Below are 24,840 nucleotides of genomic sequence, written 5' to 3'. Positions count from 1 at the left end.
GATCGCGCGATGTGCAATGAGTACCAGCTCATCCTGCCGTTCGACGACATCATCGAGGCGTTCAACCTCAGTGGAAACCGACTGGTGTTCCCCGGGGGCATGCCAAACTTCGGTCCGATTGCGTCCATCCGCATCGGAGATCGGGCGCCCGTCATCCATATGGGGCCTGGAGGGCCTGAAGCGGTGATGGTGCCCTGGGCGTGGAAGGGGCCGGGCGGGCGCCCGGTCTTCAACTTCCGATCCGACGGCCGATCCTTCGAAGGCTCGAACCGGTGCCTGATCCCGGCGGACGGCTTCTTCGAGTTCACAGACCCCGAACCGGGCCAGAAGCGAAAGACCAAATGGCGCTTCACCCTGACCGGTCAGCGGCTCTTCTGGGTCGCGGGCCTGATCAAGGACGGCGCCTTCGCCATGCTGACCACCGAGCCGGGGGCGGATATCGCCCCCTATCACGACCGGCAGATCGTGCTTCTGCGTCCCGAGGACGGTGCGGCCTGGCTCAATCTTCAGAAGCCGCAGGCCGAACTGTTGCGGGCGTTGCCCGCCGGGAGCCTGGACGTCGAGAAGGTCTTCCCGGTCGCGGTCTGAGCCTCTGGACATCAGCGCGGTTTTGAGGGCCGTGGGGGCGTCGGCTGCGGTGTCGGAGAGGGAGGCGGCCCTGTCTCGCACTGTTCTCGCGCCAGCCAGCGCGGCCTCTCGATGAGGCGGATCTGACCGAAACCCGGTCGGCTGGCGCAACCGCTGCCGCGACTTTCATCCCCGACCTGACGGCCTTCCTCGCGAAACAAGAAAGTCTCTCATCGCGGTCCTCCGCTTCGCTGCGGGGGCTCGCTCCGCTCTCCCTGCGCGCCGCCCGGTCCCCGGTCTCCCGATCGCCATCGAGGCCGCGGCAGGCGTGGCCCGAAGCAAAGGAGAGACTGACATGGCCACCATCGGCACCTTCACCGCTCAAGGCGACGGCTACACCGGTTCGATCAAGACCCTGACCCTGAACGTCAAGTCGGCGGTTCTGCGTCCCAACGAAAAGACCGACGACAAGGCCCCCGATTTCCGGATCTTCGCCGGCCAGACCGAGTTCGGCGCAGCCTGGAAGAAGACGAGCCAGCAGAACCGCGAATACCTCTCGGTCAAGCTCGACGATCCCAGCTTCCCGGCGCCGATCTACGCCTCCCTGGTAGAGGTCGAGGGCGGACACAGCCTAATCTGGTCCCGCTGACCCAAGAGCCGCGGCGGCGCGGGGACCGCGCCGCCGCTCCTTCTTCCCACAATCCAGTTCGAGGAGGCCGCCATGACGCGCCCCGCCGATCCTGCACGCCCGGACATCCACACCCGGATAACCCAACAGATCCTCGCCCAGCTCGAAGCTGGGGTCCGCCCCTGGACCCAGCCCTGGAAGAGCGCCGCATCCGTAAGCCGGCCCCTGCGCCACGACGGCACGCCCTACAACGGCATCAACGTCGTCCTGCTCTGGGGAGAGGCCGTCAGTCGGGGTTTTTCTCGTCCAACCTGGATGACGTTCCGGCAAGCGCTGGCCCTCGGCGCTCATGTCCGAAAAGGAGAACGGGGCGCGACCGTGGTCTACGCCAACCAGATCATCCGCGAGGCTGCCGACGAGGCCGGGGAGGGCATTGAGCAGCGCATTCCGTTCCTGAAGGCCTACAGCGTCTTCAATCTGGATCAGATCGAGGGGCTACCCGATCGCTACGGCGCGCCCGAGGTCCAGCATATCAATCCGGACGAACGGATTGCGCGCATCGACGCCTTCTTCCGGAACTGCGGCGCCGACATCCGCCACGGCGGCGGGAGCGCCTATTACGCACCCGGTCCCGATCACGTGCAGATGCCGCCCTTCGAATGCTTCGAGCATGCCGACGCCTACTACAGCACCCTGGGGCATGAGATGACGCACTGGACGCGCCATCCCTCGCGCCTGGACCGGGACTTCGGCCGTCAGTGTTTCGGGGATGCCGGCTATGCTCGCGAAGAACTGGTCGCAGAGCTCGGCGCCGCCTTCCTCTGCGCGGACCTCGGTCTGGCCCTCGAGCCGCGCGAGGATCACGCCGCCTACATCGCGAGCTGGCTGCAGGTCCTGAAGGACGACCAGCGGTTCATCGTCTCCGCCGCCTCCCACGCGCAGAAGGCCGTCGATCATCTCCACGGCCTGCAGCCGCCGGTGTGAGTGTCAACGCATCCGGTTGAGCTGTTCCGCGACATAGGCCTCCACTACGGGGCTGCGAACGGTGGGCGGTGGCGGGAAAGCGACCGCCGCCGCCTCGCGTCGCATGTCATCGAAGATCGACAGCGTGAGTGGGGTCCCGATGCCGTGGCTCGTCTTCTGCATTTCGGCGAGCAGTGCGCGCTGACGCGCGGCGGGTATCGCTCGCCAGACAGAGGGTTTGATGAACCAGTGGTCCGTGCCCCGGATCATCCAGCGCTCGATCATGTCGATAAGCGGAAGCCGGGCGGTCTTGTGTTCAAGATGGCCGTTGATCCGGTCTTGGGACCCGGGCGGCCCAACCATGAAGATGAGGGTCCCGGTGTCTTGGGGGATGACGCCGAGCAGGCACATGACGGTGCGATCCGGCAGATGCAGATCGGTCATTCCTGACAACGCCACCGGAAACGGGAGTTCGATCTCGAAAGCGGTACCCTCCAGAGCGGTCGGGCCGGATTGCTCGACCGCCGGGTAGTGGGCGGCATGGAGCGCTTGAAGTTCCGCAAGAGTCCCAGCCGCCTCTTCGATGTAGTCCTCCGCGAGATTGAGGTTCATCCCCTGGTAGGTGAAGGTGCTGAACTCCACCCCCAGACGGCGCGCCTCGTGCTCTACGTCTCGAGACAGGCGCGCATGGAGATCGGCGACGCGCGTCTCCAGGCGGGCCAGGTCGAACTCCTTGCGGCGGATCTCCCGGCAGAGGCTGCGGAAAACCTGGAGGGCGAGATCGGTTTCGCTCCTGATCCTGCGCGCCCTTTCGAACGACGAGAAGGCGCTCTCATGGCCGGCGCAGTACCCCGGAAATGTGGACGCTTCCGCGCCGCCGATTTTCACCATCGACAAACGCCCCTTGTAGGACCGCGGCGTGAGGACGTGATCATCTTCCAGCAACGGGGAGATCGGCCCGGCCCGCTGCAGCGTGTGCGAGGCGGTGATCGTTCGTTGGTCGCAGCCCGGAAACATGCAGACCGAAGAACGACGCCAATCCCGGACAGCTTGGGCAGCCTCGCCATGAAAGGTTTTCTTGTGTTCGGCGTCCGAGGCGAACAGCAGGCGCGTCTGTGTCAGACGGTCGGAGATGTACTCTATGAGCTGAAGCGCCGCGCGGGCCTTGGCTGGATCCATCATGCCGTTGGATCATGGCGCACAGCCCTGCTGAAGCAAATCGTCCGCCTGGCTGGGGCGCCCTTCAGGGCGGCGGGCGAGCGGCCGGTTTCGGCCGCCGAGGGGAGGGCGGGCAGACCCGTAGGCCTACGGGGCGAAGGGGGGGAGGGTCTAGGGCAGGATAGGCTTTGCGCCGGCAATGTCTGACAGACCGACCCCCCTCATGGACCGCCTCACGCTTCGCGCTACGCCCGATCTGATCCGCCGGTTCGACGCCGCCGCGGCATCCCGAGGCGGTCGTTCGCGCCTGCTACGACAGCTGATGGAGGGGGCCGCGCATGCGGCTTTGCCCGAGGGTCCGGATGCCTCGCCGGCGCGCCTGACCGGCAAGCTGGGGCTCAGGCTCGTGCCGGCGGACCTCGCTGTCCTGGAGGCCGAGGCGGCGCGCAGGGGCATGACCCGCACCCAGTGGACCGTCGCCCTGATCCGGGCACGACTGTATCGTCGACCGCAGCTCAACCGCGCCGAGGCACTGGTCCTGATCGAGGTGCAGCGCGAACTCCGGCGCATCGGGGTCAACGTCAACCAGATCGCCCGGGCCCTGAACACGGCGGTGATGGAAGGCACCGTGCTGGACCTCGAGGTGGCGCAACTCGCCGCCTTCTCCGAGGAAATCCGGGGACACCTGTCCGGCGTTCGGGCCGCTTTCGAGGAGAACCTCGCCTACTGGTCGGTCGAGGCGTGAACGACTTCCGTATCCCCTCCGGATTTGAGGAAGCCCTGCGTCCACCCGTCCGCATGCGACGGGCGCGGCTCGCTCACGCGGTGCTGCGCGTCGGTCGATCGGGGGATGACGATGCGGGCCGGGCCCAGCTCCAGCGTGTCGTGCGCGGGGCGCCCGAGGTGATGGTCAAGATCACCGGGCGGACCCGGGACGGCGGCCATCTGCAACGCCACCTGGACTACATCACCCGCAACGGAAAGCTGATCCTGGAGGGGCCGGACGGCGAGCGTCTGATCGGGCGGGCGGACGTCCGGGCGCTGGCCGAGGACTGGCGGTCCGAGTTGTCGGTGGTGGCGCAACGACGAGACGCGCCAGTGTCCCTGTCGATCGTTCTGAGCATGCCGGCAGGCACGGACGAGGGCCGGGTCCATGATGCGTCGCGCGCCTTCGCGTCGCGCCTGTTCGCGGACCGGCATCCCTATGTTTTCGCCCTGCACACCGACGATCGGCACCCTCATGTTCATCTGACGGTCCGCGCGCTTGGGCGGAACGGCGAACGCCTCAATCCCCGAAAAGCCGACCTGCAGCTGTGGCGGGAAACCTTCGCGGCCGCTCTCCGGGATCGGGGCGTCGAGGCCGAAGCGACGCCCCGTCGTGCCCGCGGCGTCGTGCGCAAGGCCGAACGCACGCCTGTACGCAAGCTGCGCGAACGCTTCGAGCGCGGTGAAGGACCGATGCCGACGACGCTGGAAGGCGCGCTGAAATCGGCCGCGACCCCTTCGGCCGCCGAGCCGGTCTGGGAGACGCGTCTTCGTCAGCGTCAGGCCGCCATCCGACGCACGCTCGTGGTCGAGGCGTTGCGACTTCAAACATCGACGGCCGAGGGAGATCGGCGCCTCGGCCAGGATCTTGAACAGTTCATCCGCACGCTGCCGCCGGTCCTGACACGACGGGAAATCCTCGCCCGAGCGCTGGGGCCAGAACCGGGGAGGACGTCGCCGACCCGGCAGCGATCGCGCTAGCGTCGACGCCGCGCGATTTCGGCGGCCATCTCGTCCCACCCGCCGATGTCCACGTCGGTATAGCGCGCGGGGAAGTCTCTCCCGAGGCGCGAGAACGACGGCTCAGCCTCTGTGTGGACAGCCAGCACCGCAGAGGCCGGCAGGGGTTCGGTCACATACAGATCAAAGGCATTGGAGGCGGGGCGAGATCCGAGTGATCGGCTGTAGGTCGCCATGACGGCCTTCGCCGCGAGGTCGGCGTGCTGGGTCGCCGCCAGAGGCGCTGCGATCTCGATAACGCGTGCTCTGCCAAGCGAGGCGACCAGGGCCTTATGGGCGGGGTCGGCGAGCCAGAAGTAGACGCCTTCTCCGCCCCAGCTTCCCAGCAACAGGTTGACGTCGGGGGACTCGACGTCTCGGGGATGCGACACCATCCAGAACTGGCCAGAACGATTCCGATTCTGCCCGCGCAAGAACGGGCTGGCGGCGTGCAGGGCGTCGGCCGTCTCTGCGGTGAATGCGCCCGCCTCGACTTGGGCGTCCAAGCGTGCGCGGATGGCAGCGATGGAAGACAGGCCGACGCCTCTCTCGCGCAGACGGTCTACCTCTGCGTCTGTCAGTCGGGTGTAGTGCCAGCCTCTGATTGTCCGATCGGCCATCGCCGAGGCCACGATGTCCGTCAGGTCGGAGTAAGGTTCGGCGAACGGGTTGGTGGGGTAGGGGCTCGTGCGGTCCGACAACTCGCGCAGGATCAGATTTTCACGCGCGGTCGCGTGATAGGCGCTGAGGAGGTCTGTATGGCCCGCCAGGAGCTCGCGCATCGGGGGATCGAAGGTTTCGATGTCCCAGACATCAATCAGGGGGTCGGTCACGTGGGCTCCGGCGCTGGATCGGACGATCCTAGCGTTCTCGCCGCCGTTCCGCGCGCGGCTTCGCATCGGCATCGCGACCGCGCGTCTGTTCCGTTCCTGATCTTGCCCGGGACCATGCCCGCTCCATCAGCCGCGCCTGGACCGCCGGATCGGCGATCAGGGTGCGGACGACGATGGCCGCCATGTCCAGCCGCCGTTTGACGGTCTGCGTGGTGGGCTTGGCTTCGGCATCCCTGGAGGGGCGCCCGCCCGCGACGCGGTCCGGTTGATCGTTAGCGGCCTGGCGGTCGCGTTCCGTGGGCTTGTGGCCGGCCACCTCCAGGCCAAGGCTACGACCCTGGACCCAGACCTCGCGGCGGAAGGCCTCGTCTCCCGACACCTTGACGTGCGTCCATCCCCGGTGCTGCGCGATCCGCAGCATGGAGGCGACCGAGTCCGGATAGGCCTGGAGCGATGACAACGCACGGCCGTGGTCGCGGAAGACGGGATCGGCGCTCTTGTGGTCGCGGTAGTAGCGTTCCGGCCGGCCCTGGCGATCGCGCTCGATCAGATAGCGATCCAGCAACTGGGCGGGCACGTCGCCCTTGTCGAGCGAGCGGCGCTCCGGGGCAGCGCCGGGCTGCGGCGCCAGCCGGTTGCCTGGAGCCGACCGAGGGGCGGACTGGCTCATGGCCTACGCTCGAGAGGGGCGCGCGCGGTGGCGGGGGCCGCCACGACGCGGTCGAGCCAGGCCTGGACCTCGGCTTCGCTGGCTCCCGGAGCCGGAGGTCTGAGCCCTTCCGCGGCGAAGCGGCGGACGATGCTGTCGAAGTCCATGTCAGGCTCCTCGATCACTGGTGATTTGGGAATGACAGCCGCCAACGGCGGAGGCGGCGCGGGCGCGGTTTCCGGCGGCGGCCGCAATCGGGCGGTAAAGCGGCGGTCACGGTAGAAGACAAGTTTGCGTCCACGGGTCGGCGACAGCCCCGCCTTGAGGACGATCAGCGCCTTTCCGGAGAGCTGCATAAGCTCCTGCGGGAGCATCAGCGCCCGCTTCTGATCGGAGTCGGTCAGGCTGCGTCGGCCCTGTCCCAGGCCAATCGGACGGCTGCGGCTGCGGGCCCGATAGGTGTAGTAGCCGAGCCGCTCGCTCAGCTCCTGGGCCACCTTCAACTCCTTCGGTGCGAAGACGATCTCCAGGCCGCAGTTGGTCAGAATGTCCTCGGTCACGTCCGGGCCGTAAAGGGCGCGGAGCTGGGACGGGCTCTGCACGACCGGCAGCAGCCGCAGGCCGTAGCCGGCGACCCAGGCGAAGGCGTGGGCCAGCACCGGCGCGCGGCCGAGACGGGCGAACTCGTCGAGCAGCACCAGGGTCCGGGGGGCGTCTGGCGCGGGCAGGTCCCGGCTGTTGAGATCGACCAGTTGCTGAAAAAGGAGGGCGTAGAGCGGTGCGACCCGATCCATATTCTCAGGCGAGGCTGCCAGATAGAGCGACAGGCGGCCGTTCCGGATCGTCCGCAGATCGAAGTCGCTGGCGCTGGTCGCGGCATCCACCAGGGGGTTGAGCCACAGGCCCATCCGGGTGGTGATCGACTGACGGATCGAGGCGAAGGTGTTCTCGCCGGAGCTGCAGAAATCGGTCAGGGCCGTCGTCGCGCCTCGGGGGAGGGGATCGCCGTCGAGGCGACGTTGTTCGATCAGCCTGGGGAAGCGATCACGCGGATCGCCCTCGGTCAGCTGGCGGTAGATCTCGCCAAGGGTGAACGGCAGATCGGGGGTTGTGGCCACATAGGCGCCCACCCCGATGAAGCCGGTCCGGGCCGCTTCCGACCAGAAGGGGTCGGCATGGCTATGGGCGGGGAACAGCATGCCCGCGATCCGCTGAAGTTCATCGAGGACGACGACCGGCTTTGTGCGGTCGATGTGATCGAGCGGGTTGAACCTCGCCGTTCGGCCGTCGCCGGCGAGCGGGTCGAACAGGTGGACGGTCTGCCCCGCTTCGGCGCGGAAGCCGGCGGTGGCGTTGAAATTCTCCCGCTTGATGTCGAGGACCACAACCGAGTCCGGCCAGGCCAGCAGGTTCGGGATCACCACCCCGACGCCCTTGCCGGTGCGGGTCGGCGCGTAGAGCAGCACATGCTCGGGACCGTCGCTGACGAGAAGCTCGCCGGTCGCTTCGCCCAGCAGAAGTCCGCTGCGCGCCCGCAGGCCGTGCCGGCGCTGCTCACCCGCCGTCGACCAGCGTGCGGCACCGTGCAGCGGGCGTCGTATGCCCAGGGCTATGGCGGCCGCGAGCACGACAAGCACCAGGCCCATGACGGCGCCGCCGATCGTCAGCCAACGGCGGACCTCGGGGTCCTGTCGGTAGTAGAGGAACCAGCCCGGAACCCGGGCAGGATCGATGTCGCCGGAGAAGCGACCCAGCCCGATCAGCGCGAGGGACAGGGTCCCGATCGTGAACAGGGCGAGGGCGGCCAGGACGGCGACCGCGATCAGGCCCGCCCTAGTCGCCGGCGCGGCGCTTGCGAAGCGGCTCATGCCAGACCTCCGTCATCAGGAACCGGCCGTCGATCTTCTTCATCTGCACCACCACATCGACCATCAGGTGCAGCATCGTGCGGATGTCGTCGCGCGGCAGGTCGCGACCGCCCTCGGACTCCCGGACCAGCAGCGTGAGCTGTTCGAAGGCCAGGGTGGCGGAATCGGCATGGACCGTCGTGATCGATCCGGGATGGCCGGAGTTGACGTTACGCAGGAAGAAGAAGGCCGTTCCGTCACGGAGTTCCTGCAGCAGGATCCGGTCCGGGCGCATCCGCAGCGCGCTCTCCAGAAGGGCTTTCGGGCCCACCTTTGCCAGGCCCTGGCCGTCCTTGGAATAGAGCAGATGGACGACATTGCGCTGAGGCAGGACCAGTTCGCGCGTGTCCTCGATCGTCAGCAGCCGCTCATGCTCGGGAATGAGTTCGACCAGGCCCTTGGCGAAGGTCGTCTTGCCGGAGCCCGTTGCACCCGAGATGAGGATGTTGCGGCGGCGCTCGACCGCCAGCCGGAAGAAACCCACCCAGTCGCCCGCCTCGCGCAGGCCGACCAGCTCTGTGTCGGTCTCATCGAGCCCGCCGTGCACGGTCCTGGCTGCAGCGAACAGGCCGGCGGCGTGAAAGTCCTCGAGACCCATGCGCGCGCCGGAGGGTTTGCGAATGGTCAGGGAGACGGCGCCGGCGGGGACGACCGGCGGCAGCACGATCTGACACCGCGCGTCGCCGGGAAGGACCGTCGAACAGATCGGCCGCTCGGCATCGACATCCTGCCCGGTGTAGGCGGCGGCCGCGACGGCGAGGGTGCGCAACCAGGTTTCCGTCAGCTCGGGCACCTCATGCCAGCGCCAGCCGTCAGGATGCTCCACCCCGACCTCGCCCGGCCGGTTGACCACGACCTCGGTCACCGACTGCGGCGCCAGGAAGGGACGGAGCGGGGCAAGGTAGTGGTCGATGACGGAGGTGTCGCGCATCACCTCGGCCGCAGGCGATAGACGTCCGCGAAGTCGAGGTCCTGAGCCACGAAGATCGAGACCTCCGCTCCCTGGGCCTTCCGCAGGGTGGGCCGAATGCCGACCGAGCCCTGCAGGGCGACTGAGGCGGCGTCCGACGGCACGCGCGCGGTGGATTGAAGGGACTGGCCGCCGCCGGCCGCCGCGTAGGCGGCGTCATCGACGATCGACAACAGCAGCGCCCCGCCGAACCGGTCCCAGAACCGGGTGTCGATGGCGCCGTCGAAACCCGCCCGCCCGAGCGAATCCGCGGCGGGCGAGGCCAGGGCGACGGCGACGCCGGTCGGAGTGACGGCGCGGGTCCACAGAACGAACAGGCGGCCTCGACCCGGCTCCACGGCGCCGCGGTACTCGCCAAGCACCCGGGTCCCTCGTTCCAACAGCACGACCGCGCCGTTGTCCGAATAGACGTCCCGCGAGATCAGGCAGCTGACGTAGCCCGGCGTCGAGCTGTCCATCGCGGTCTGCAGGACACAGGGCACGCTGGACCCCGCCGTGATCAGAAGGTTGCGATCCGGCAGACGGCCGGCGCGGGCCGAGGCGATCGGACTGACCCGTCTCAGGGTGTCGAGCTCATGACCGGGCGGGTCGGACCGGTCCGAGGCGAGCAGGGGGGCGGCGGCCGCGGCGGCTCGATCCGGGCCGCCGGGGCGGCTGTAGGCGAGCACCGGCGACCGCTGGGCGCTATCCGCGAGCGCGCGCCTTTGCTCGCCTGGCGTCGGTCCAGATGTCGAGCCGGCGGAAGACCTCTGTTCGATTGCGGGGATCCGCTCGTCGTCATCGACAAGGGTGGGCGCAAACGGGTCTGTCTCCGCCGTTTCCAGAATCGGCGGCTCGGCCCGTCGCGCCGGCTCGAACGGCGCCAGCTGGCGCGGGGGCGTATCGTCCGTCGCCCGATCGCGGTCGCGGTCGTCGCCCCGGTCCCATGTCGCGAACAGAAAGACCCCGCATCCGGCGGCGAGGGCCGCGAGGGTGATCATCCGGCCCTGACGGCCGCCGAGCCGGCCCGCGATCGGTGAAACGCCCCGGTCCTGTCCTGTCGTCGGCGTCTCCGGGGTCTCGGTCGGTGGGGGCGGGGCTGCGGTGGTCATGGCCGGTCTCCCGTCACGGTCCGATCGACGGCCGGAGACGCCGTTCCGGTCCCGGTGGCGCGCCCGCGCGGATCGAAGGCCTCGTTGAAGATGCAGAGGACCGACCCGCCGTGGCGCAGGCGCAGGCCGGCGACCACGCCGTGGATCACCACGAATTCGCCGCGGACATCGTAGGGCACGAGCTTTTCGGATCCGTCTCCGGCGACCTCGAAGATGGCGGGCGCGGGCTGGTTACCGGGGAAGCGGAGCACCGTGAATCGGCCGTTGTCCGTCACCTCGCTTGGCTGGAGGCCGGGGTCCCCTTGGACGGAATAGGCGAGGTTGCGCCGGCCCTCGATGGCGCCGGCCTGAAGCTCCAGGCCTATCAGGCGTTCCTCCGCGGCCTGCGCCGAGACGGCAAGGGCGGCGGCCGCTCGCGCCTGATCGTCATCGGGATACCGGAAGCGGACCTGATAGGCCGCCGTCCTTGCGGACCGGTCCTGAGCCAGGAGTTCGAAGACGTAGTGCCGGGCGACGCCGGCCCGCTCGGTGACGACCAGAAGATTGGTGGACTGGTGGCGCTCGCGTGGTTTCAGGAACAGGACGGACCCCTCCGCCGCGACCTCCCACGCCACGCTGTCGCCGATGGCGGCGTGTCGGATCGTCTCTTCGGGCGAGAAGATGATCTGCGTCGCCGTGCGGAAGGCGCCGGAGATCGGATAGACGCCGTTCGGCGCATAGGTCAGCTCCTGGATCCGGCCGCCCGGATCGGTCTGGGCCAGGGTGGGACTCGCCGTCGCCACCAGAGCAACGGCCAGAACAAGCGCGGGGGTTTTCATCGAATGACCTCCGGGTCGGCGCGGTAGGATGTCACCTGGAAGCCGAGCGGATTGCGCAGACGATCCGCCTCCGACATCGGGGCCCGGGTGTAGGCGAAGGCGATCGTGGCGATCCAGTCGCTCTCGGTGATCTGCTGGGCCTGCCGCACCGTCCGGCGAAACCGCACATTGGCCACACTGTCATTGATGAAGCCGATCGCCCGGATCGACACCACGGCCTCTCCGTCGCGCCCGTAGAGGTTCTGGGGGCTTTCGGGATTGGAGCCGCGGTAGAGGTCGGCCCAGCGGCGTTGCTCGGAGGGCGCGGACAGGATCGAGACCTGGCGGAACGCGTCTTCGGCGGCGGGGTCAAGATAGCCTTCGCGACCCCGGACGTACTGGCCGAGGAAGTATTTGCTGACCGCCTCGTCATATCGGATCGGTCCGTCCTCGTCCGAGAGGCCGCGCACGACATCGACCGATCCGGTCGTCCGGTCGACGCGAATGACGAAGGGTTCGCTCGTCTTGAGGGGCGTGAGGAAGGTCACGGCCGCGGTCGCCGAGATCGCCAGCGCCGCCGCCACGCCCGCCGCCGCCCACGCCAATCGCCGGGACTGCAGGGCGCTGGCCAGTCGGTCCTGGTCCCACCGCCGCGCCTCGGTGAAATAGCGCTTCAGCTCCTCGGAAGGGACGCCGCTCATGCGCAGCCTCCCGCCGACGGCTCGCCTTCGACCGGTTCGACCGGGGGCGCGGACGGCGTCGCGGACGGCGACGGGACGAGGATCGACCCGTAGGGATTGGCGGGACGCCGCTCGCGACCGTCGCAGATCGGCGGCGTCTCCGTCCGTCCGGTGGCGCAGCCGCCGAGGAGGACGCACAGGGTCAACAGCAGGCGAAGGCTCATGTCAGGCTCCGTTCGGTCGGATGGTTCCACCGCCCTTCGGCGGCTGGCGGCTGGCCTCCTGCGGACCTCTGGCGCGTCCCGAAGGACTCGACCCGAGGGCGGCGGCATTGGCGAAGTCGGCGAGGCCCGCGCTGGCGCCGCCGGCGATGCCTGCGGCGATGGCCGGCGTCTGCAGGAAGAAGATCGCGCCCAGCAGGCAAAGGGCGATGAAGATCAGGCCGCCGATCATGGGATCGGAGCCCTGGATCGAGCCCCATTGGTCGCGCACCAGCGACAGCACGAGCTGGAAGATGACGATGATCAGGGCGAACAGGACGAGATAGTTCACGGCCTGGCTCAGCCACCCGAAGAAGTAGCGGCGTGTCGCGTCGAACAGGGCGCAGGCGATAAAGATCGGGCCGAGGGTGACGAGAAGCGCGAGCGCCAGCTTGGCGACCAGCACCACGCCGAAACCGAGGGCGGCGGCCAGAGCCCCGATGATGAAGACCCCGGCGGCGACGATGTAGGGGGCCGGATTGAAGGCCGAGGCGTCCCGGGAAATGTCCTCGCCCAGCCAGGCGGCATAGGCGAAGAACTGGTCGAACGCGGCCCCCACGCTCGGCGTCTCCGAGCCGCTGACCGCCCGGGTCAGGGCATTCGGCATGTCGCTGAACAGCGGACCGGTGACGAAGGTGGAATAGGCGGGGGTTGTCGCCAGCGCATAGAGGAGGGCGAGCTTGATGGAGCGGACCGCGAAGTCCCGCATGGGCTCGGTGATGGAGCCGCGCAGGATCGCGTACCCGTACAGGACCACATAGAGGAGCAGGGCGACGCGTAGCGGCCCGTCCACCTGGGCGATGACCGACGACAACCGTTCGCCAAGGAACACATTGAGGCGCTCGTCGATGAAGTCGTAGCTGGGCTCGAAGACGCGGAACGACATGGTCAGGGCTCGCGGAACGTCCGGGCGTAGGCGTCCATCCGATCGCGCCGGCGGGCGTCCGCCAGCCCCTCTCGCGCCGCCGCGCAGTCGGACCTGCGGGCGCCGGCGTCGCAGTCGGCGACCACCCGGAGAGCCGTCTCAGGCTCCGCCGCGAAGGCCGCGGCGTCCCGCTCCGGGGGCGAACAGGCCGCCAGGGCCAGAACGCCGAGAAGACACCCGAGCCTCACCGGAAGGTCCGTTCGTAGGTCGCCTGACGCGCGGCCCGCGCGGCCTCGGCGCGTTCGCGGCTTCTCTGCTCCTCCAGCCGCGCTTCTGCGGCCTGGGTGACGGCCAGGCCCTGAAGGCGCAACTGCTCGTTCTGGATCAGCGCCTGTTCGGCGGCGAGGCGGGCTTCCAGGTCCATCACCGCCCGCGCATTGGGTGCGGTGTCCAGGGCGCGGCGCAGCGTCTCCAGCCCCTCCAGTCGGCGGTCGGACGCTTCGCCGACGGCCTCTCCGATGGCCAGATCACGGGCCGTGCGCGCGCCGGCCCGCTCCAGGCTGTCGCGGTAATAGGCATCGGCCTCGGACAGCTCGCCGGCAGACGGCGTGAACAGCCGTGTTTCGCGACGGATCGCATCGGCCCGGTCGGCCAGGGCCCCCAGAGCCGACAGGTCGCCTTCGGCGGCGGCGCGCAGTGAGCGCGCATCCGGCATCGGATTGCGCACCTCGGGCAGGCCCAGAGCCTGAGCCAGGCCGTTGACGTCGGACAGATCGTTCAGGCTGTCGAAGAGGGCGCGTTGTTCCTCGATCTGCGCCTGCAGGGCCTGCAACTGCTGCAGGCTGGTGCGGGCGTCCTCGATCATCTGCACCAGGGCGCGAGGATCGTGCACGACATACTGGGCCTGGGCGGCGGGGGCGGCGAGCAGCAGGGCGCCGGCCAAGGCGGCCGACGCCAGATGACGAAGGGTCATGACGTTCTCCTTTGGGCATGGAAGGGGGCGCGCCAGTGCGCGTAGTCGTCGCCGACCTCGGCGCGGATGCGGTCCAGAAGGGCGACCGTGGAGGCGCGACCGGACAGGATCGCCAGGGCGTCGTCCATGCCGCCGAGATCGAGCTCCACCACCACGCTGTCGTGGCCCTGCTTGACCAGAAAGCGGTGGGACTCCGGCGTAAGCTCCTCGCGCACGAGGCGGAACTCCTCCTGCGTCAGGCCGAAGCCGTCGACATAGTCCCGCGCCTGCCCGTGGGCGTTCGGCAGGAAGATCTGGGTGGCGCACTGCTCCAGGATGGCGTGGGCGATCGGCGAGCGAAGGACATCGGCCGGCGACTGGGTGCCGAACACCATGAAGGCGTTCTGCTTTCGCCAGGTCTTCAGACCGTCCTGGGCCAGATCGGTGAAAGCCGGGTCGCCCAGAACCTTCCAGAACTCGTCGATATCGAGGACCAACCGTTGACCATCGACACGCTCGGTGATGCGATGGAACAGATAGAGCATCGCCGGGGTCCGGACCTCGTCGTGATCCAGAACGTGGGTCATGTCGAAACCGGCGAAGCGAGCGTCCAGACGGAGCGCGTCCTCGTCGTTGTCGAGCACCCAGCCGAGTGGACCGCCCTTCTGCCAGCGCTCCAGCCGCGCGCCGATCCCGCCGGCGTCGGCCTGGCCCAATAGGCTGCGGAGGGCGGCGATGGAGCGCCGCTCGCGCGGCAGGGCCTCGAGCGCCGAAACGCCCTCGTCGATCGCCCGGGCCTGGGCGACCGAGAGGCTGTCGTCGCCGCGGGCGACCAGCGTCCGAACCAATCGGACGAGGAAGGCGCGGTTGGCGGGTGAGGGAGACAGCGCCTTGAAGGGCGCGAAACCCGTCGGCTCTCCGTTGCGCAGGGCGAGGTAGGTTCCGCCGCTGGCCCGCACGAAGATCTCGGCGCCGCGATCCTTGTCGATGAAGATCTGCTGGGCGCCGAAGCGTTCCAGCTGAGCCAGCATGAAGTTCTGGACGACGGTCTTGCCGGATCCCGACGGGCCGCAGATGAAGGTGTGGCCCAGGTCGCCGACGTGGAAGTTGAAGTGGAACGGCGAGCCCGCCGTCGTTCGCAGAAGCGCGACCGCCGGACCCCAGTGATTGCCGTCCGCCTTGCCGACGGGATAGGCGTGCAGGGGCGCCAACGCCGCGAAATTGCGCGAGGTGATCGCCGCCGGCCGGGTTCGCCGCGAGAAGACCCCCGGGAACTGAGACCAGAACGCCGCCTCAAGCCCCAGGTCCTCGCGCGCCACCACCAGTCCGGAATCGGCCAGTATGGCGCGCGCCTTCGACAGATGGTCCGCCAGGGCCGCGGGGGTGTCGCCGTGAACCAGCACCGACGCCTGATGCTCGCCCATCACGAACCGGTTGCTCACCAGATCGTCCAGGGCGTCCGACAGGCCGACGATCTGGGATCCGGCCTTGTCACGGGCCGAGACCATTTGGTTCTGCTTGCGCTCCATCACCGCACGGGCGGAGGCCTTCGACAGGAAGGCGAACGACTGGGACATCACGAAGCCGAAGCGGGCGTTGAGCAGCCCGTCCCAGAGGCCTGGACGCGTCGTCGCCGGATACTCCTTGATCGCGAGGACGCCGCCGAAACGCTCCCCGGACGCCCCGCGCAGCTCCAGGGTCTCACGGCCGAAGATCGCTCTCACGGAATAGGCGGCCGCGCCGAGGTGCCCGTAGACGAGGGGCGCGGGCGAGCGCCGTCCGGTCAGGATCAGGCCCATGACCTCGAGCGGTTCCGAAAACCAGAGACCGTCCCGTTCAAACAGGCCGAGGCGGCGCGGGTCGTAGCGCTCCAGATACTGGGTGAGGTCACGGCCGGCCTCCTCAAGCCGCCGGACCTGCGCGACCATCACCTCGCCGTCGTCGCGACGCGCCTGGCGCAGGCGGCGCATCAGGGCGGCGGCGCGATCGCCCGCATCCCGGCCGGGATGCAGCACCAGTGTGACGAACAGCTCGTTCACCCAGAGGCGGCGGCCGGACATCTGGGCGTCGTAGTCCGCAGCCAGGCCGGCGGCGAAGTCCGACCGGTAGCCGTCACACGACGATGGAGCGACTTCGCGGCGGACGACATGATGCCAGACCGCCAGCCGGTCGTCGGCGAGGTTGCGCCAGGCCTGGTTGAGCTTGACGTGCCAGTCGTTGAGGTCGCGAACATCGGCCGTTTCGAAGCTCGCGCCCGCGACCTGGAAGACCATCATGAGCGCGCCGCTGTCGAGGGCGACGATGTGGTCGTTCACATGGCGTGCGTAGGGGAGGTGGGACCGAACCTCGGTCTCGCGACGCAGGCGCGACGGGGAGGCGGCGCCGTCAGCCACGGCGGAGCTCCTCGACGACGTAGCGACGCACCACGGGCAGGGGCGAGACGGAACTGCCGCCCCACAGCGCGCCGTTGCGGCAGCGGCCCTTGGTGTCGACGTAGACGAAGAGCAGACGGAAGGCGTTGTGGTCGGCGCGGCAGATCGCACGAAAGACCAGGTGAAGGGCCGGGGCGACGAGCAGGTAAAGCAGGCTGCCTCCCACGAGGAAGACGACGCCCGAGAGGATGACGTTGACGCCCATCGCCTCCATCGGCACCCCCATGATCATGGCCGGGCGGGTGCAGGCCAGGAACAGCGGATCCTCGGTCAGGCGTTCCTCACCCATGTCCGCCTCCGTCGATGAGCCAGACGCCGGCGCAAACCAGCGCGATCCCGCCGGCACCCCCGCCCGCGAGCTGGGCGAACCTCTTCGGGGAGATCAGACCGAGGCCCTGGGCGAGACAGAGCGACAGGAGGCCGGCGGTCGCGCCGATCAGCAGGACGGATCCGGGAAAGGGCATCACGAGCCCCCGGTGATCAGGTTGACGATTTCGGCCGCCCCGAAGACCACCACGATGCCGAGCACCACGATGGCTGCCCGTCGCAGGTCGAACAGGCCGAACATCCAGAGGATGCCGACGACCACGACAGCCAGCACCGCAAGAAGCCGCGCGGTATTGCCCGTGAGCATGTCGACCACGTTCTGCAGCAGTCCCTCGACGTTCGCGGACGCCAAGGCAGGCTGGGCCGTCAGGGCGGTCGCGGCCAAAGCGATACAGAACAGGGCGCCGAGATGACGGGTGGGGCGGCGCGAAGGCGCGATTGAAAGCATCGGGGTCACCGTTCGGGGAAGGTTGAAAAGACGATCAGCTTCGACTCCGGCCGACCGAAGACGTCCCAGGCGGGGGCGGGCGTTGGAGGCGGGGACGGCTGAAGCGGCGTCGGGGTGATGGGCATCGTGGGGAGCGCCGAGGATGGCGGGGCAGACAGCCGGAGCGTGACCGCGGCGTTCTCCACACGGCCGACGTAGCCGTTGCGGAATCCCCTCGACGCGTCCCCCGTGTTGTAGCGGGACAGGGCGACGCGCAGCGCTGTCTGCGCGTCCTCGGCTGTCGGGCCGGACAGCTGATAGCCGGCGCGCAGGACGGTCGCGGCCGCCGCCAGATTGCGGCAGGGGTCGAAGGCCTGTTCCACGGTCAGTCCGAGCCAGGTCAGATTGCTGCTGTTGATCTGGGCGAGGCCGAGGTCGAGGTTCGCGCCAGTCGCCAGCAGACTCCTCGCCATCCGCGCGGCGTCGGCGGCATCGCGGGCGGGAGGGGGACGACGGCCGCCCCGATTGACTCCGATCGCCAACGGATCGAAGCGACTCTCGACGTGTGCGATCGCCGCCAGGGTCTCCGGTGCGACAGATGGCGCACAGGCCTGGGAGAGGGCGAGAACCGCGACGAGATCGAGCATGGAGGGCTCCTAGCGAACGCCGATCACCTCACCCGATCCATTTTCCGCAAACGACCCGCGACCTTCCCGCCGGAAATTTCCGGGCGGAAGCTGCGCCCCTCCGCAGGCCGTTCGCTCCTGACCAGTTTCGCGACGGCCTGTATTCGGGTTCGGACCCCCAGAACCACGCACGCCGACGTCAGGTGCTCATCAACTGTTCGTGGTGAGACCCCGAGACGGTCGCCGATCGCGGCGGAAGTCAGGCCCTCCGCCGCCAGGGTCAGACATTCGCGCTGGCGCGACGTGAGGTCGTCCACGCACGCGGTCGCGCTGGTCGGAGTATGGGACGTTTCGGGGCGCACATCACCATTGAGCCCCGAGCGCTCCGCACCGTCGAGACGGAAGGTCCCCGGCGTGAATCTGCGGTGGGGTTCAGCTCTCGCCGTTTCCGTCCTGACGCGCCGGCGTCCTCAGTCGGCCCCGGCGCTGCTCCAGCCAGGCCTCCGCCTCTGCATCCTTGCTGACGGACTGGTCGGCGAGATCCTTCAGCGTCTTGGTGAAGGCGTTGATGATCGTTCGCGCGTCGAGATCGATGATGGCGTCACCAGCCTCTTCGTCGAATTCCTGAAGCACGACGGCGATGATGGTCGCCAATTTGTTGTCGGCGCACCGCAGAGCGAAGGCCGGAGAGCCGAGCGCCAAAGCCGCCAGGATCGCATGCGGATCGCTGTTCGTGACCTCGGCGAACCGGTGGATCCGCTCCAGGTTGATGCGTCCGGCCCCGGACTCGAAATGTTCGTAGGAGCGGAGGGCCATGTTCATCCCGGCGGCCACGTCGACCGTGCGCATCCGCCGGTGAGACCGGATGAGGCGCAGGCTGGAGGAGAGCACCGCGTTGGATGACTGGGTCTGCCGATTGTCCATGTTCCGGTTCACCGCCCCGCCATCGACATCACGCAACCAACACTCCCGTCACCTCTGCAGGTTGAAAAATGCCTCAGGCTTGCGTCAAATGAAAGCCTATTAAGATCAACAGCATAAAAGCTGCGGTTATGGCGCAAGTTTCTTGCGGATGTGAGTATAGACGCTACCTCGCCGCGTGCGCGCCCCGCAGATGGAGGGTCGATGAACTACGGGCGAAGGCGGTTTCTTGCGGGGATGGCCCGTGAGACAGCGTGATCCCTTCGGCGACGCGACGGCTAGTCTGCGGAGGGCGCTCGAGCAGGGGCTCGCGCCGGGCCAGCACCTGTCAGTAGCGGATATCGCCGCATCGCTGAAGCTCAGCACCAGTCCCGTTCGGGAGGCTCTGTCCCGGCTCTGCGGCGAAGGTCTCGTCGAAGACCGGCGGGGGCTGGGTTACTTTACGCGATCCGCGCCGGTCGAAGACATCGTGGGATTGCTGGACCTCGAGGCCGCCCACGTCCGGCTGGCAGCGACCTGTTCGATGAACGTGCCGCCGCTGGATGATGGCTCCGACGAAGCGGTAGAGGCCTGGATCGTCACATTGGTGGAACACTGCGACAACCAGCCCCTGGTCGAGAGCCTGTTACGGGTCAGGCGTCGGCTCGCCCCACTCCGCCGTCTGAATGGGTCGACATGTCCTTCGGAAGGATCGGATCTGGACCACCTGAACGCCTACTACGCGCGGTGGCGGACCGCCGCCGGCGGCCTGGCCGCGCGGGTCAGGCGGCTTGATCCAGACGGCGCCGAATACATCCGCAATATCGTTTGAATCGATTTGAACCCGGGTGCTGATGGTGCGTCGTCGACCTTCTGTCGACCTTCAGAAAGAGGAGACGACCATGACCACCAAGAGCATCTCGCGCCTCGTTCGCCTGGGCGCCGCCCGCAAGCTCACCCGGGCCGGCGTCCTCGGCGAGTTCATCGAGCTGAACCCGGCCGAGCGCTACGACATCACTGTCGGCGCCTGACCGAATGGGCCGCCCCCACAGGGGCGGCCCACACGCCCGGGATGTCCCGACCGTGGCGTCGTTCGTCTAGGGGCATCACGACGAAACGGAGAATGGTGATGAAAGCCACCACCCGAGTCCTGCGGTTGGGTCAGGCGCGATGCCTGACCCGCGCTGCCATGGACGGCGAGCTCGTCGAGCTCAACTCCCACCTCAAGTGGGATATGCCGGTCGGCTGAAGACGGACGGGCCGTCACAGCTGACGGCCCGATCTGCCGCCCCAGGAAAGCCAAGCGACAACCGCATTCAGCTCTAAGGACCTTCATGCAGCCCGCCGTCTCGCCCTCGTTCGGAGACCATCTCGAGTGCGGCCGACTCGCCGACACGGTGTATGCCGCCAAGGCGGGCTCCGATCTCGTTCTGCTGGATCTCTCGACGGACGGCTATCTGCTGGTTCCGGATTGCAGCCAGGTCCAGGTAGACGGCGGATCATTGCTGGCCCCGATGGATCTCATGCTCGATCTGGCGGCGAACGAGCTGCTCCACGCGGATGGGCCAGCGGGTCCTCGCCGCTCACCGCCGCCGATCCCGCTGCATCGTCTCCCGGATGTCGAGGCCGGAAAGCCTTCCACCGCAGACATGGCGACGTTCGCGCTGCTCTGGGCCGATACGGCACGGCGCAAGCCAACCCTGCAGGCGCTGTCGCAGAATGTCTCCGGACGTGGCGGACGTCGTGACGACCTGGCTGCAATCGCGGCGAGGGTCGGCGTGTTTCGCCAGATGCTTCCTTATGGGCCGGTCGTCGGCGCCTGTCTGTTCCAGGCCGAGCTCCTGCTCCGGTTCCTGAACGCCGCCGACCTCGACGCCGACTGGGTCTTCGGCGTGCGGCTGTGGCCGTTCCTCGCGCACTGCTGGCTCCAAGTGGGGGACCATTGCGTCAGCCAGGCCCCGGACACGTTGAACATCTACCGGCCGATCATGGTGATGTGACCATGAGCGCGGATGCCTACGTCGTTCTGATGGGAGACGATGCGGCGGCGCTGGAGGCGCTGAGCCAGAAGGTGGCTCGACGCCTCGCCGGAGCCGGCTGGAGTCGCCGCGTCTTTCACCCCTTCATCGCCGTCTACGCGCCCGCGACATCCCGGGTCGAGATCGTAGCCGCTCTCGACGGCCACGGCGCCGTGATCGGAGAGATGTTCGACCAGACTGGTTGTCCGTTATCGGCGGCCGAACGCGGCGTGCTGGCCTGCCGTGTGCTCGACGCGAAGCAAGCAGCGACAGTCGTGTCCGCCCACTGGGGACGCTACGTCCTGATCCGGCGGACCCCCGGTGGCGCGGCGATTCTGCGAGACCCCTCTGGAGCCGTCGAGGCCGTAGTGTGGCGCAAGGGCGGTGTGAGCGTCGTGGCGCCGACCGCGCCGCCCGCCCTGGACGGCCTGCTGCCCGATGAGCTCGCCATCGATTGGCAATCGATGCGGGGGCTGCTCGCAAGAGGTGGCGGCTATCGCCACGAACTGGCGTTGTCCGGACTCACACCGGTCGCGGCAGGCGGCCTCACGGTCGCTGGCCGGGACGGCGTCGCGTCCCGGCAAATCTGGAGCCCCGCGGACATCTATCGGAACGCCAGGGAGAAGGCGCGACCTGACCTCCGTGAAGTGGTCGATCGGACGGTCCAGGCACTGGCCGGAGAGCGGGTGTGGATCGCTGAGGTCAGCGGAGGTCTGGATTCGGCGATCGTGGCCGGCGCGCTCACGGATCAACAGCGTGCCCGCGTCGCCCAATGGGTCAATCACTACGTTGGCGATCCGGAAGGCGACGAGCGGGCGTTCGCGCGGCCCGTCGTGGAACGGCACGGATACGACCTGACGGAAGTGAGGCGCAGCGGCCTGACCCTGTCTCCAGCGCGTCTGGCTCGATCAACAGACGCCTTTCGGCCAGCAACCAACGATATCGATACCGACTACAATGACGACATCGCGGGGCGTGTGGAAAGTTCGGGCGCCTGGGGCTCTTTGACCGGCCAGGGCGGTGACGTGGTGTTCTTCCAGATGCCGACGTTCCTGATCGCCTTCGACGAGGTGCTGGAACGGCGCATGCGCGCGCGGGCACAGGTTCTCCATGATGCTGCGCGATGGACCGGTCAGTCGCTCTGGCCCAGAACCTGGTTGCAGACGCGACGCGCTCATTCCCTTGCGTTGCGTGAGCGGCGGCATCCCTGGCTCGAAGCGCTCAAGGGCGTTCCTCCAGGGAAGGTGATGCAGATTCTTGGACTGGTGAATTCCCAGGCCTTCCAGGGGCACGCGGTTCGGAGTCGAAATGGGCCCTGCGTGAACCCGCTTCTCAGCCAGCCTGTTGTGGAAGCGGGGCTCGCCTGGTCCTCCGTCGATTTGACGTGGGGGGGACGCGACCGCTTTGCGGCGCGGGCCGCCTATGCCGACGCCATCCCTGCCGCCATCTTCCATCGACGTTCCAAGGGAGAGCTGGGCGCGTTCTACGGTGAAGCCGTCGCCGGCAAGCTCGATTTCCTTCGAGACTATCTCCTCGAAGGGGAACTGGCCGCAGCGGAGCTCCTGCCTCAGGGTCTCGCGGACGAAATGACCCGCGAGGCCCTGGTCTGGCGGGGTGGCTTCTCCCGATTGCTCACCCTGGCGCTGACCGAAGCCTGGCTTCGGCGGTGGAAGGCCCGGATCGCCTCTCGTCGGGCCTGAGATACTGGTCGAACCAGGCCGTCAGCTGATCGTAGTAGACTCGGGCGTTACCCGGGTTGTGAACGCTGTGGTCCTCGCCGAACAGATAGGTCAACGCGACCGGTCGGTGGAGACGAACGAGTGCGGCGTACATCTGCTCGGTGTGAAACCCGAGGAAGTCCAGCTCGCCGTGGAAAAGAAGGATCGGGGTCCTGATCCGGTCGGCTTGCTCGAAGGGGCTGCCTCGCCGATATCGCTCGGGATCAGTCCAATACGGTCTGAGCATCCCTGCTTGCCCGGTTTCGAGCCATCGCGCGCCACTTACGGCGTCGATGGTGTTTCCGCCGAGGATGCGCTGGCTCTGGGCCATGTCGGCGAGAGACAGTTGCAGATTGTAGGGCCCGTTGAGGGCTACGACTGCGCTGAAACGGGGCGATTGGGCGGCGCTCATCATGACCGACCAACCTCCGAAACTATGACCCCAGAGTCCGATCCGACGGGCATCGATCGAACCGTCGGCGGCGGCGGCGTCGACAACGGCCAGAATCCTGTCCGCTATGCCAACCGACGGCTCGGCGTTCGTCGGTAGATCGGGGTAGATGACCGCATAGCCCGCTGCGACAAGCAGCCCCCCGTTCTGCGTCATCTGCACCATCTCCGGGCGCATCTTTACCGGCGCGGTGGGATAGGTCGCTCCGGGGTAGGGAATGACGATCACCGGTGGCGGTTGACCGGAGTTGGCCTCGGGCAGGAACAGCCAGCCCCGGGCGCCGTCTGGACCTGTGATCAGGCGGGCCTCCGGAACAAAGACCGTGTCGAGCTCCGGATTGAGACGCCTTACGACCTCGGAACCCGCGTCACTGCGGACCTCGAGCTGGTTGAGCTGACGACCTTCGCTTCCGATCCCGACGCTGACCCTGCGCTCCCAACTGACGCTGGCGCCGGGTCTCGCAGCCACGCATGCCGGCGGCTGGGCCTGGACATCGGCGAAGACCCGGCACAACCGGCCGCCGTCTCCCACCACCTCCGTCGCACTCTCGCCCATCGGGTCGGTCTGGCGTCTGTACCCGAAGATGCCGAGAGAGCGTGAGGTCCTGCCGGTCTGGCCGAGATCCTCGGACGACAGGTCGGAGCTGAGGCGAAGGACGCGCCCTCGATCCTCGAAAAGTGCGGACTGTCGTCCACGAGCGACCACGCGCGCTGTGTTGCTCAGGCTGTTCACAGCGACGACCTCGGTCCCGCGTCCGGACCACCATGCCATTTGCCCGTCGCGGGCGCCGCGAACGACGACTTCGCCGCCAAGCCAGGCCGCGTGTGCCGTCGGGCTTCCGAAGACGTCGGGCTCTTTGTCCGGCGACACGCCGGTCGGAGTTCGATCCTGAACCTGGCCAGTCGGCGAGATCGAGAGGAGACGGGCAGGATCGGCACCGACGACGCTCACCAGTAACGCCGAGGAATCCGGTGACCAGCCGAGAAGGCTGGTGGAGATGTCCACGGCCTCGGGCGGGTCTACCCACGAACCCGTCCGCGTGTTCACCAGACGCAACGACCGCGCCCGGCGAAACTCGGTCGAGGCGTCCAGGCCCGGGGGAGCGGCCAGAGGGCCGTCCTTGAGCACGGCGACATGGCTCCCGTCCGGGGAGGCTTCGAAGTCAAGGAAGTCGCCGTCGGTCAGGACCGTGGCGGCGCCCGTATCGGCATTCACGCGCCAGAGGGTGCGGGACTCGCGGATTTCCTCGGGCGCCCCGTGGCCGGCGGACACGAAGGCCGACTGACCCCGTGCGGCCCGGGCCCAGAGATCGGGGAGGCGGGTCTGGGTGACGATCTGGATCGCCAGGCGCGGCGGCAGATCGCCGTCAGGCATACCGAGCACCAGCAGCTCGTTGTCCGAGATCCACTGCACGGAGCGCCCCCAGGCGCCGCTCTCGGGAGAGAGGTCGCTCCAGGCGACGACTCCGGTCCTCAGATCGACGATGCCGAGCCGGAACACGTGCCCCTGGAGACGATACACGACGAGCTGAGAGCCGTCGGGCGAGAAGGGCCCCATGGTGTAGCCCGCGTCCTCTTCCATCGGCAGCAGCGGCTTGATTCCGGAGGGTCCGTCGAGGTCAAGGCGGTAAAGATTTGCGTACCGGAGAAAGCCTTCGGGCTGCAGATCATACTGCGGAAGATTTCCACGCGCGCGCCGCTCCTCGAAGACGGCGACAGAGCCCGAGGGATCGATCTCTATCCGTCCGAAAGTCTCCAGGCCGAGCAGCGTGTCGAGGGTGAGGGGCTCCGTATCAGCGCGCGATGGGCATGCGAGCACGAGCGCGCCGAGCGCGCACAACACAGTGATGCGCATGTC

28 protein-coding genes are annotated in these 24,840 nt (G+C 68.1%); 9 read left to right on the top strand and 19 right to left on the bottom strand.

What is annotated here, in order from left to right; translation table 11 throughout:
- Positions 1 to 9: 9 nt before the first annotated feature.
- The 3 genes from RSD66_RS12675 (at position 10) to RSD66_RS12665 (ending at position 2,179) form a co-directional block, all read left to right on the top strand.
- On the top strand, positions 10 to 588 hold the full coding sequence (locus tag RSD66_RS12675) for an SOS response-associated peptidase (protein ID WP_017504289.1): 579 nt from the start codon (positions 10 to 12) through the stop codon (positions 586 to 588).
- 334 nt (positions 589 to 922) lie between these two features.
- A complete protein-coding gene (locus RSD66_RS12670; RefSeq protein ID WP_026108286.1) occupies positions 923 to 1,216 on the top strand; it encodes a DUF736 domain-containing protein in 294 nt (97 codons plus the stop codon).
- Positions 1,217 to 1,288: 72 nt separating this feature from the next.
- Positions 1,289 to 2,179 (top strand): ArdC family protein, encoded by an 891-nt coding sequence (locus RSD66_RS12665; RefSeq protein ID WP_026108285.1) that lies wholly within the window; start codon positions 1,289 to 1,291, stop codon positions 2,177 to 2,179.
- Positions 2,180 to 2,182: 3 nt separating this feature from the next.
- Here RSD66_RS12665 and RSD66_RS12660 read toward each other — a convergent pair whose 3' ends face one another.
- Positions 2,183 to 3,340 carry a hypothetical protein gene (locus RSD66_RS12660; protein WP_017504286.1) on the bottom strand — a complete coding sequence of 386 codons (1,158 nt, stop codon included), beginning with the start codon at positions 3,338 to 3,340 and terminating at the stop codon, positions 2,183 to 2,185.
- A 199-nt stretch (positions 3,341 to 3,539) separates the two neighbouring features.
- Between RSD66_RS12660 and RSD66_RS12655 the strand changes: the two genes are divergently transcribed.
- The gene (locus RSD66_RS12655) at positions 3,540 to 4,061 is read left to right on the top strand and encodes a plasmid mobilization relaxosome protein MobC (RefSeq protein WP_017504285.1); all 522 of its coding nucleotides are present in this window, start codon (positions 3,540 to 3,542) and stop codon (positions 4,059 to 4,061) included.
- A gap of 161 nt (positions 4,062 to 4,222) precedes the next feature.
- Entirely contained in the window at positions 4,223 to 5,062 is an 840-nt protein-coding gene (locus RSD66_RS12650; RefSeq protein ID WP_336970935.1) for a relaxase/mobilization nuclease domain-containing protein, read from the top strand.
- Here the strand turns inward: RSD66_RS12650 and RSD66_RS12645 are convergent.
- From RSD66_RS12645 to RSD66_RS12565, 17 genes are all read right to left on the bottom strand, one after another.
- Entirely contained in the window at positions 5,059 to 5,913 is an 855-nt protein-coding gene (locus tag RSD66_RS12645) for a hypothetical protein (protein WP_155965853.1), read from the bottom strand. The two genes, RSD66_RS12650 and RSD66_RS12645, sit on opposite strands and share 4 nt — an antisense overlap.
- A 28-nt stretch (positions 5,914 to 5,941) precedes the next feature.
- Positions 5,942 to 6,583 carry an LPD7 domain-containing protein gene (locus RSD66_RS12640; protein ID WP_017504282.1) on the bottom strand — a complete coding sequence of 214 codons (642 nt, stop codon included), beginning with the start codon at positions 6,581 to 6,583 and terminating at the stop codon, positions 5,942 to 5,944.
- Positions 6,580 to 8,430 carry a type IV secretory system conjugative DNA transfer family protein gene (locus RSD66_RS12635; protein WP_017504281.1) on the bottom strand — a complete coding sequence of 617 codons (1,851 nt, stop codon included), beginning with the start codon at positions 8,428 to 8,430 and terminating at the stop codon, positions 6,580 to 6,582. The genes RSD66_RS12640 and RSD66_RS12635 overlap by 4 nt, the downstream gene beginning before the upstream one ends.
- On the bottom strand, positions 8,396 to 9,400 hold the full coding sequence (virB11, locus tag RSD66_RS12630; RefSeq protein ID WP_017504280.1) for a P-type DNA transfer ATPase VirB11: 1,005 nt from the start codon (positions 9,398 to 9,400) through the stop codon (positions 8,396 to 8,398). Before virB11 ends, RSD66_RS12635 begins: the two co-directional genes overlap by 35 nt.
- On the bottom strand, positions 9,400 to 10,530 hold the full coding sequence (gene virB10, locus RSD66_RS12625) for a type IV secretion system protein VirB10 (protein WP_155965850.1): 1,131 nt from the start codon (positions 10,528 to 10,530) through the stop codon (positions 9,400 to 9,402). Before virB10 ends, virB11 begins: the two co-directional genes overlap by 1 nt.
- Entirely contained in the window at positions 10,527 to 11,348 is an 822-nt protein-coding gene (locus tag RSD66_RS12620) for a TrbG/VirB9 family P-type conjugative transfer protein (protein WP_017504278.1), read from the bottom strand. The genes virB10 and RSD66_RS12620 overlap by 4 nt, the downstream gene beginning before the upstream one ends.
- A complete protein-coding gene (locus tag RSD66_RS12615) occupies positions 11,345 to 12,028 on the bottom strand; it encodes a VirB8/TrbF family protein (RefSeq protein ID WP_017504277.1) in 684 nt (227 codons plus the stop codon). The genes RSD66_RS12620 and RSD66_RS12615 overlap by 4 nt, the downstream gene beginning before the upstream one ends.
- Positions 12,025 to 12,231: a hypothetical protein gene (locus RSD66_RS12610; RefSeq protein ID WP_017504276.1), complete on the bottom strand. Its 207-nt coding sequence runs from the start codon at positions 12,229 to 12,231 to the stop codon at positions 12,025 to 12,027. The genes RSD66_RS12615 and RSD66_RS12610 overlap by 4 nt, the downstream gene beginning before the upstream one ends.
- A gap of 1 nt (position 12,232) precedes the next feature.
- Positions 12,233 to 13,153, bottom strand: a complete 921-nt coding sequence (locus RSD66_RS12605) for a type IV secretion system protein (protein WP_017504275.1) — start codon at positions 13,151 to 13,153, stop codon at positions 12,233 to 12,235.
- A 2-nt stretch (positions 13,154 to 13,155) separates the two neighbouring features.
- Positions 13,156 to 13,380 (bottom strand): hypothetical protein, encoded by a 225-nt coding sequence (locus tag RSD66_RS12600; protein ID WP_017504274.1) that lies wholly within the window; start codon positions 13,378 to 13,380, stop codon positions 13,156 to 13,158.
- A complete protein-coding gene (locus RSD66_RS12595; RefSeq protein WP_017504273.1) occupies positions 13,377 to 14,105 on the bottom strand; it encodes a type IV secretion system protein in 729 nt (242 codons plus the stop codon). The genes RSD66_RS12600 and RSD66_RS12595 overlap by 4 nt, the downstream gene beginning before the upstream one ends.
- On the bottom strand, positions 14,102 to 16,477 hold the full coding sequence (locus RSD66_RS12590) for a VirB4 family type IV secretion/conjugal transfer ATPase (RefSeq protein ID WP_017504272.1): 2,376 nt from the start codon (positions 16,475 to 16,477) through the stop codon (positions 14,102 to 14,104). The genes RSD66_RS12595 and RSD66_RS12590 overlap by 4 nt, the downstream gene beginning before the upstream one ends.
- A complete protein-coding gene (locus RSD66_RS12585; RefSeq protein ID WP_017504271.1) occupies positions 16,470 to 16,805 on the bottom strand; it encodes a type IV secretion system protein VirB3 in 336 nt (111 codons plus the stop codon). The genes RSD66_RS12590 and RSD66_RS12585 overlap by 8 nt, the downstream gene beginning before the upstream one ends.
- Before the next feature lie 174 nt (positions 16,806 to 16,979).
- A complete protein-coding gene (locus RSD66_RS12580; protein ID WP_017504269.1) occupies positions 16,980 to 17,291 on the bottom strand; it encodes a TrbC/VirB2 family protein in 312 nt (103 codons plus the stop codon).
- A 5-nt stretch (positions 17,292 to 17,296) separates the two neighbouring features.
- Positions 17,297 to 17,917, bottom strand: coding sequence for a lytic transglycosylase domain-containing protein (locus RSD66_RS12575; RefSeq protein ID WP_017504268.1), 621 nt, complete (start codon positions 17,915 to 17,917; stop codon positions 17,297 to 17,299).
- Between the two features lie 23 nt (positions 17,918 to 17,940).
- Positions 17,941 to 18,213, bottom strand: coding sequence for a helix-turn-helix transcriptional regulator (locus RSD66_RS12570; RefSeq protein ID WP_336989451.1), 273 nt, complete (start codon positions 18,211 to 18,213; stop codon positions 17,941 to 17,943).
- Positions 18,214 to 18,328: 115 nt separating this feature from the next.
- Positions 18,329 to 18,820: an XRE family transcriptional regulator gene (locus tag RSD66_RS12565; protein ID WP_415288041.1), complete on the bottom strand. Its 492-nt coding sequence runs from the start codon at positions 18,818 to 18,820 to the stop codon at positions 18,329 to 18,331.
- Positions 18,821 to 19,061: 241 nt separating this feature from the next.
- On the opposite strand from RSD66_RS12565, the gene RSD66_RS12560 reads away from it, so the two are divergent.
- From RSD66_RS12560 to RSD66_RS12545, 4 genes are all read left to right on the top strand, one after another.
- A complete protein-coding gene (locus RSD66_RS12560) occupies positions 19,062 to 19,628 on the top strand; it encodes a GntR family transcriptional regulator (RefSeq protein WP_017504266.1) in 567 nt (188 codons plus the stop codon).
- 70 nt (positions 19,629 to 19,698) lie between these two features.
- A complete protein-coding gene (locus RSD66_RS12555) occupies positions 19,699 to 19,827 on the top strand; it encodes a hypothetical protein (RefSeq protein ID WP_280513210.1) in 129 nt (42 codons plus the stop codon).
- A 303-nt stretch (positions 19,828 to 20,130) separates the two neighbouring features.
- The gene (locus RSD66_RS12550) at positions 20,131 to 20,796 is read left to right on the top strand and encodes a lasso peptide biosynthesis B2 protein (RefSeq protein WP_017504263.1); all 666 of its coding nucleotides are present in this window, start codon (positions 20,131 to 20,133) and stop codon (positions 20,794 to 20,796) included.
- A 2-nt stretch (positions 20,797 to 20,798) separates the two neighbouring features.
- Positions 20,799 to 22,514 (top strand): asparagine synthase-related protein, encoded by a 1,716-nt coding sequence (locus RSD66_RS12545; protein WP_017504262.1) that lies wholly within the window; start codon positions 20,799 to 20,801, stop codon positions 22,512 to 22,514.
- Here RSD66_RS12545 and RSD66_RS12540 read toward each other — a convergent pair.
- Entirely contained in the window at positions 22,447 to 24,837 is a 2,391-nt protein-coding gene (locus tag RSD66_RS12540) for a prolyl oligopeptidase family serine peptidase (RefSeq protein WP_017504261.1), read from the bottom strand. The genes RSD66_RS12545 and RSD66_RS12540 overlap by 68 nt on opposite strands.
- Positions 24,838 to 24,840: the final 3 nt, after the last annotated feature.

Origin of the sequence: Brevundimonas sp. S1H14 (assembly GCF_047716865.1) — a bacterium.
Lineage (GTDB): Bacteria > Pseudomonadota > Alphaproteobacteria > Caulobacterales > Caulobacteraceae > Brevundimonas > Brevundimonas naejangsanensis.
This window is presented reverse-complemented; position numbering and strand designations above follow the sequence as displayed.

What these genes read in the sequence shown, in the direction of transcription:
- RSD66_RS12640 (WP_017504282.1), bottom strand. Translation starts at nt 6,583, where the DNA reads ATGAGCCAGTCCGCCCCTCGGTCGGCTCCAGGCAACCGGCTGGCGCCG.
- RSD66_RS12545 (WP_017504262.1), top strand. Translation starts at nt 20,799, where the DNA reads ATGAGCGCGGATGCCTACGTCGTTCTGATGGGAGACGATGCGGCGGCG.
- RSD66_RS12550 (WP_017504263.1), top strand. Translation starts at nt 20,131, where the DNA reads ATGCAGCCCGCCGTCTCGCCCTCGTTCGGAGACCATCTCGAGTGCGGC.
- RSD66_RS12585 (WP_017504271.1), bottom strand. Translation starts at nt 16,805, where the DNA reads ATGGGTGAGGAACGCCTGACCGAGGATCCGCTGTTCCTGGCCTGCACC.
- RSD66_RS12655 (WP_017504285.1), top strand. Translation starts at nt 3,540, where the DNA reads ATGGACCGCCTCACGCTTCGCGCTACGCCCGATCTGATCCGCCGGTTC.
- virB10 (WP_155965850.1), bottom strand. Translation starts at nt 10,530, where the DNA reads ATGACCACCGCAGCCCCGCCCCCACCGACCGAGACCCCGGAGACGCCG.
- RSD66_RS12565 (WP_415288041.1), bottom strand. Translation starts at nt 18,820, where the DNA reads ATGGACAATCGGCAGACCCAGTCATCCAACGCGGTGCTCTCCTCCAGC.
- RSD66_RS12610 (WP_017504276.1), bottom strand. Translation starts at nt 12,231, where the DNA reads ATGAGCCTTCGCCTGCTGTTGACCCTGTGCGTCCTCCTCGGCGGCTGC.
- RSD66_RS12620 (WP_017504278.1), bottom strand. Translation starts at nt 11,348, where the DNA reads ATGAAAACCCCCGCGCTTGTTCTGGCCGTTGCTCTGGTGGCGACGGCG.
- RSD66_RS12540 (WP_017504261.1), bottom strand. Translation starts at nt 24,837, where the DNA reads ATGCGCATCACTGTGTTGTGCGCGCTCGGCGCGCTCGTGCTCGCATGC.
- RSD66_RS12605 (WP_017504275.1), bottom strand. Translation starts at nt 13,153, where the DNA reads ATGTCGTTCCGCGTCTTCGAGCCCAGCTACGACTTCATCGACGAGCGC.
- RSD66_RS12670 (WP_026108286.1), top strand. Translation starts at nt 923, where the DNA reads ATGGCCACCATCGGCACCTTCACCGCTCAAGGCGACGGCTACACCGGT.
- RSD66_RS12580 (WP_017504269.1), bottom strand. Translation starts at nt 17,291, where the DNA reads ATGCTTTCAATCGCGCCTTCGCGCCGCCCCACCCGTCATCTCGGCGCC.
- RSD66_RS12675 (WP_017504289.1), top strand. Translation starts at nt 10, where the DNA reads ATGTGCAATGAGTACCAGCTCATCCTGCCGTTCGACGACATCATCGAG.
- RSD66_RS12650 (WP_336970935.1), top strand. Translation starts at nt 4,223, where the DNA reads ATGGTCAAGATCACCGGGCGGACCCGGGACGGCGGCCATCTGCAACGC.
- RSD66_RS12635 (WP_017504281.1), bottom strand. Translation starts at nt 8,430, where the DNA reads ATGAGCCGCTTCGCAAGCGCCGCGCCGGCGACTAGGGCGGGCCTGATC.
- RSD66_RS12575 (WP_017504268.1), bottom strand. Translation starts at nt 17,917, where the DNA reads ATGCTCGATCTCGTCGCGGTTCTCGCCCTCTCCCAGGCCTGTGCGCCA.
- RSD66_RS12595 (WP_017504273.1), bottom strand. Translation starts at nt 14,105, where the DNA reads ATGACCCTTCGTCATCTGGCGTCGGCCGCCTTGGCCGGCGCCCTGCTG.
- RSD66_RS12615 (WP_017504277.1), bottom strand. Translation starts at nt 12,028, where the DNA reads ATGAGCGGCGTCCCTTCCGAGGAGCTGAAGCGCTATTTCACCGAGGCG.
- RSD66_RS12555 (WP_280513210.1), top strand. Translation starts at nt 19,699, where the DNA reads ATGACCACCAAGAGCATCTCGCGCCTCGTTCGCCTGGGCGCCGCCCGC.
- RSD66_RS12665 (WP_026108285.1), top strand. Translation starts at nt 1,289, where the DNA reads ATGACGCGCCCCGCCGATCCTGCACGCCCGGACATCCACACCCGGATA.
- virB11 (WP_017504280.1), bottom strand. Translation starts at nt 9,400, where the DNA reads ATGCGCGACACCTCCGTCATCGACCACTACCTTGCCCCGCTCCGTCCC.
- RSD66_RS12660 (WP_017504286.1), bottom strand. Translation starts at nt 3,340, where the DNA reads ATGATGGATCCAGCCAAGGCCCGCGCGGCGCTTCAGCTCATAGAGTAC.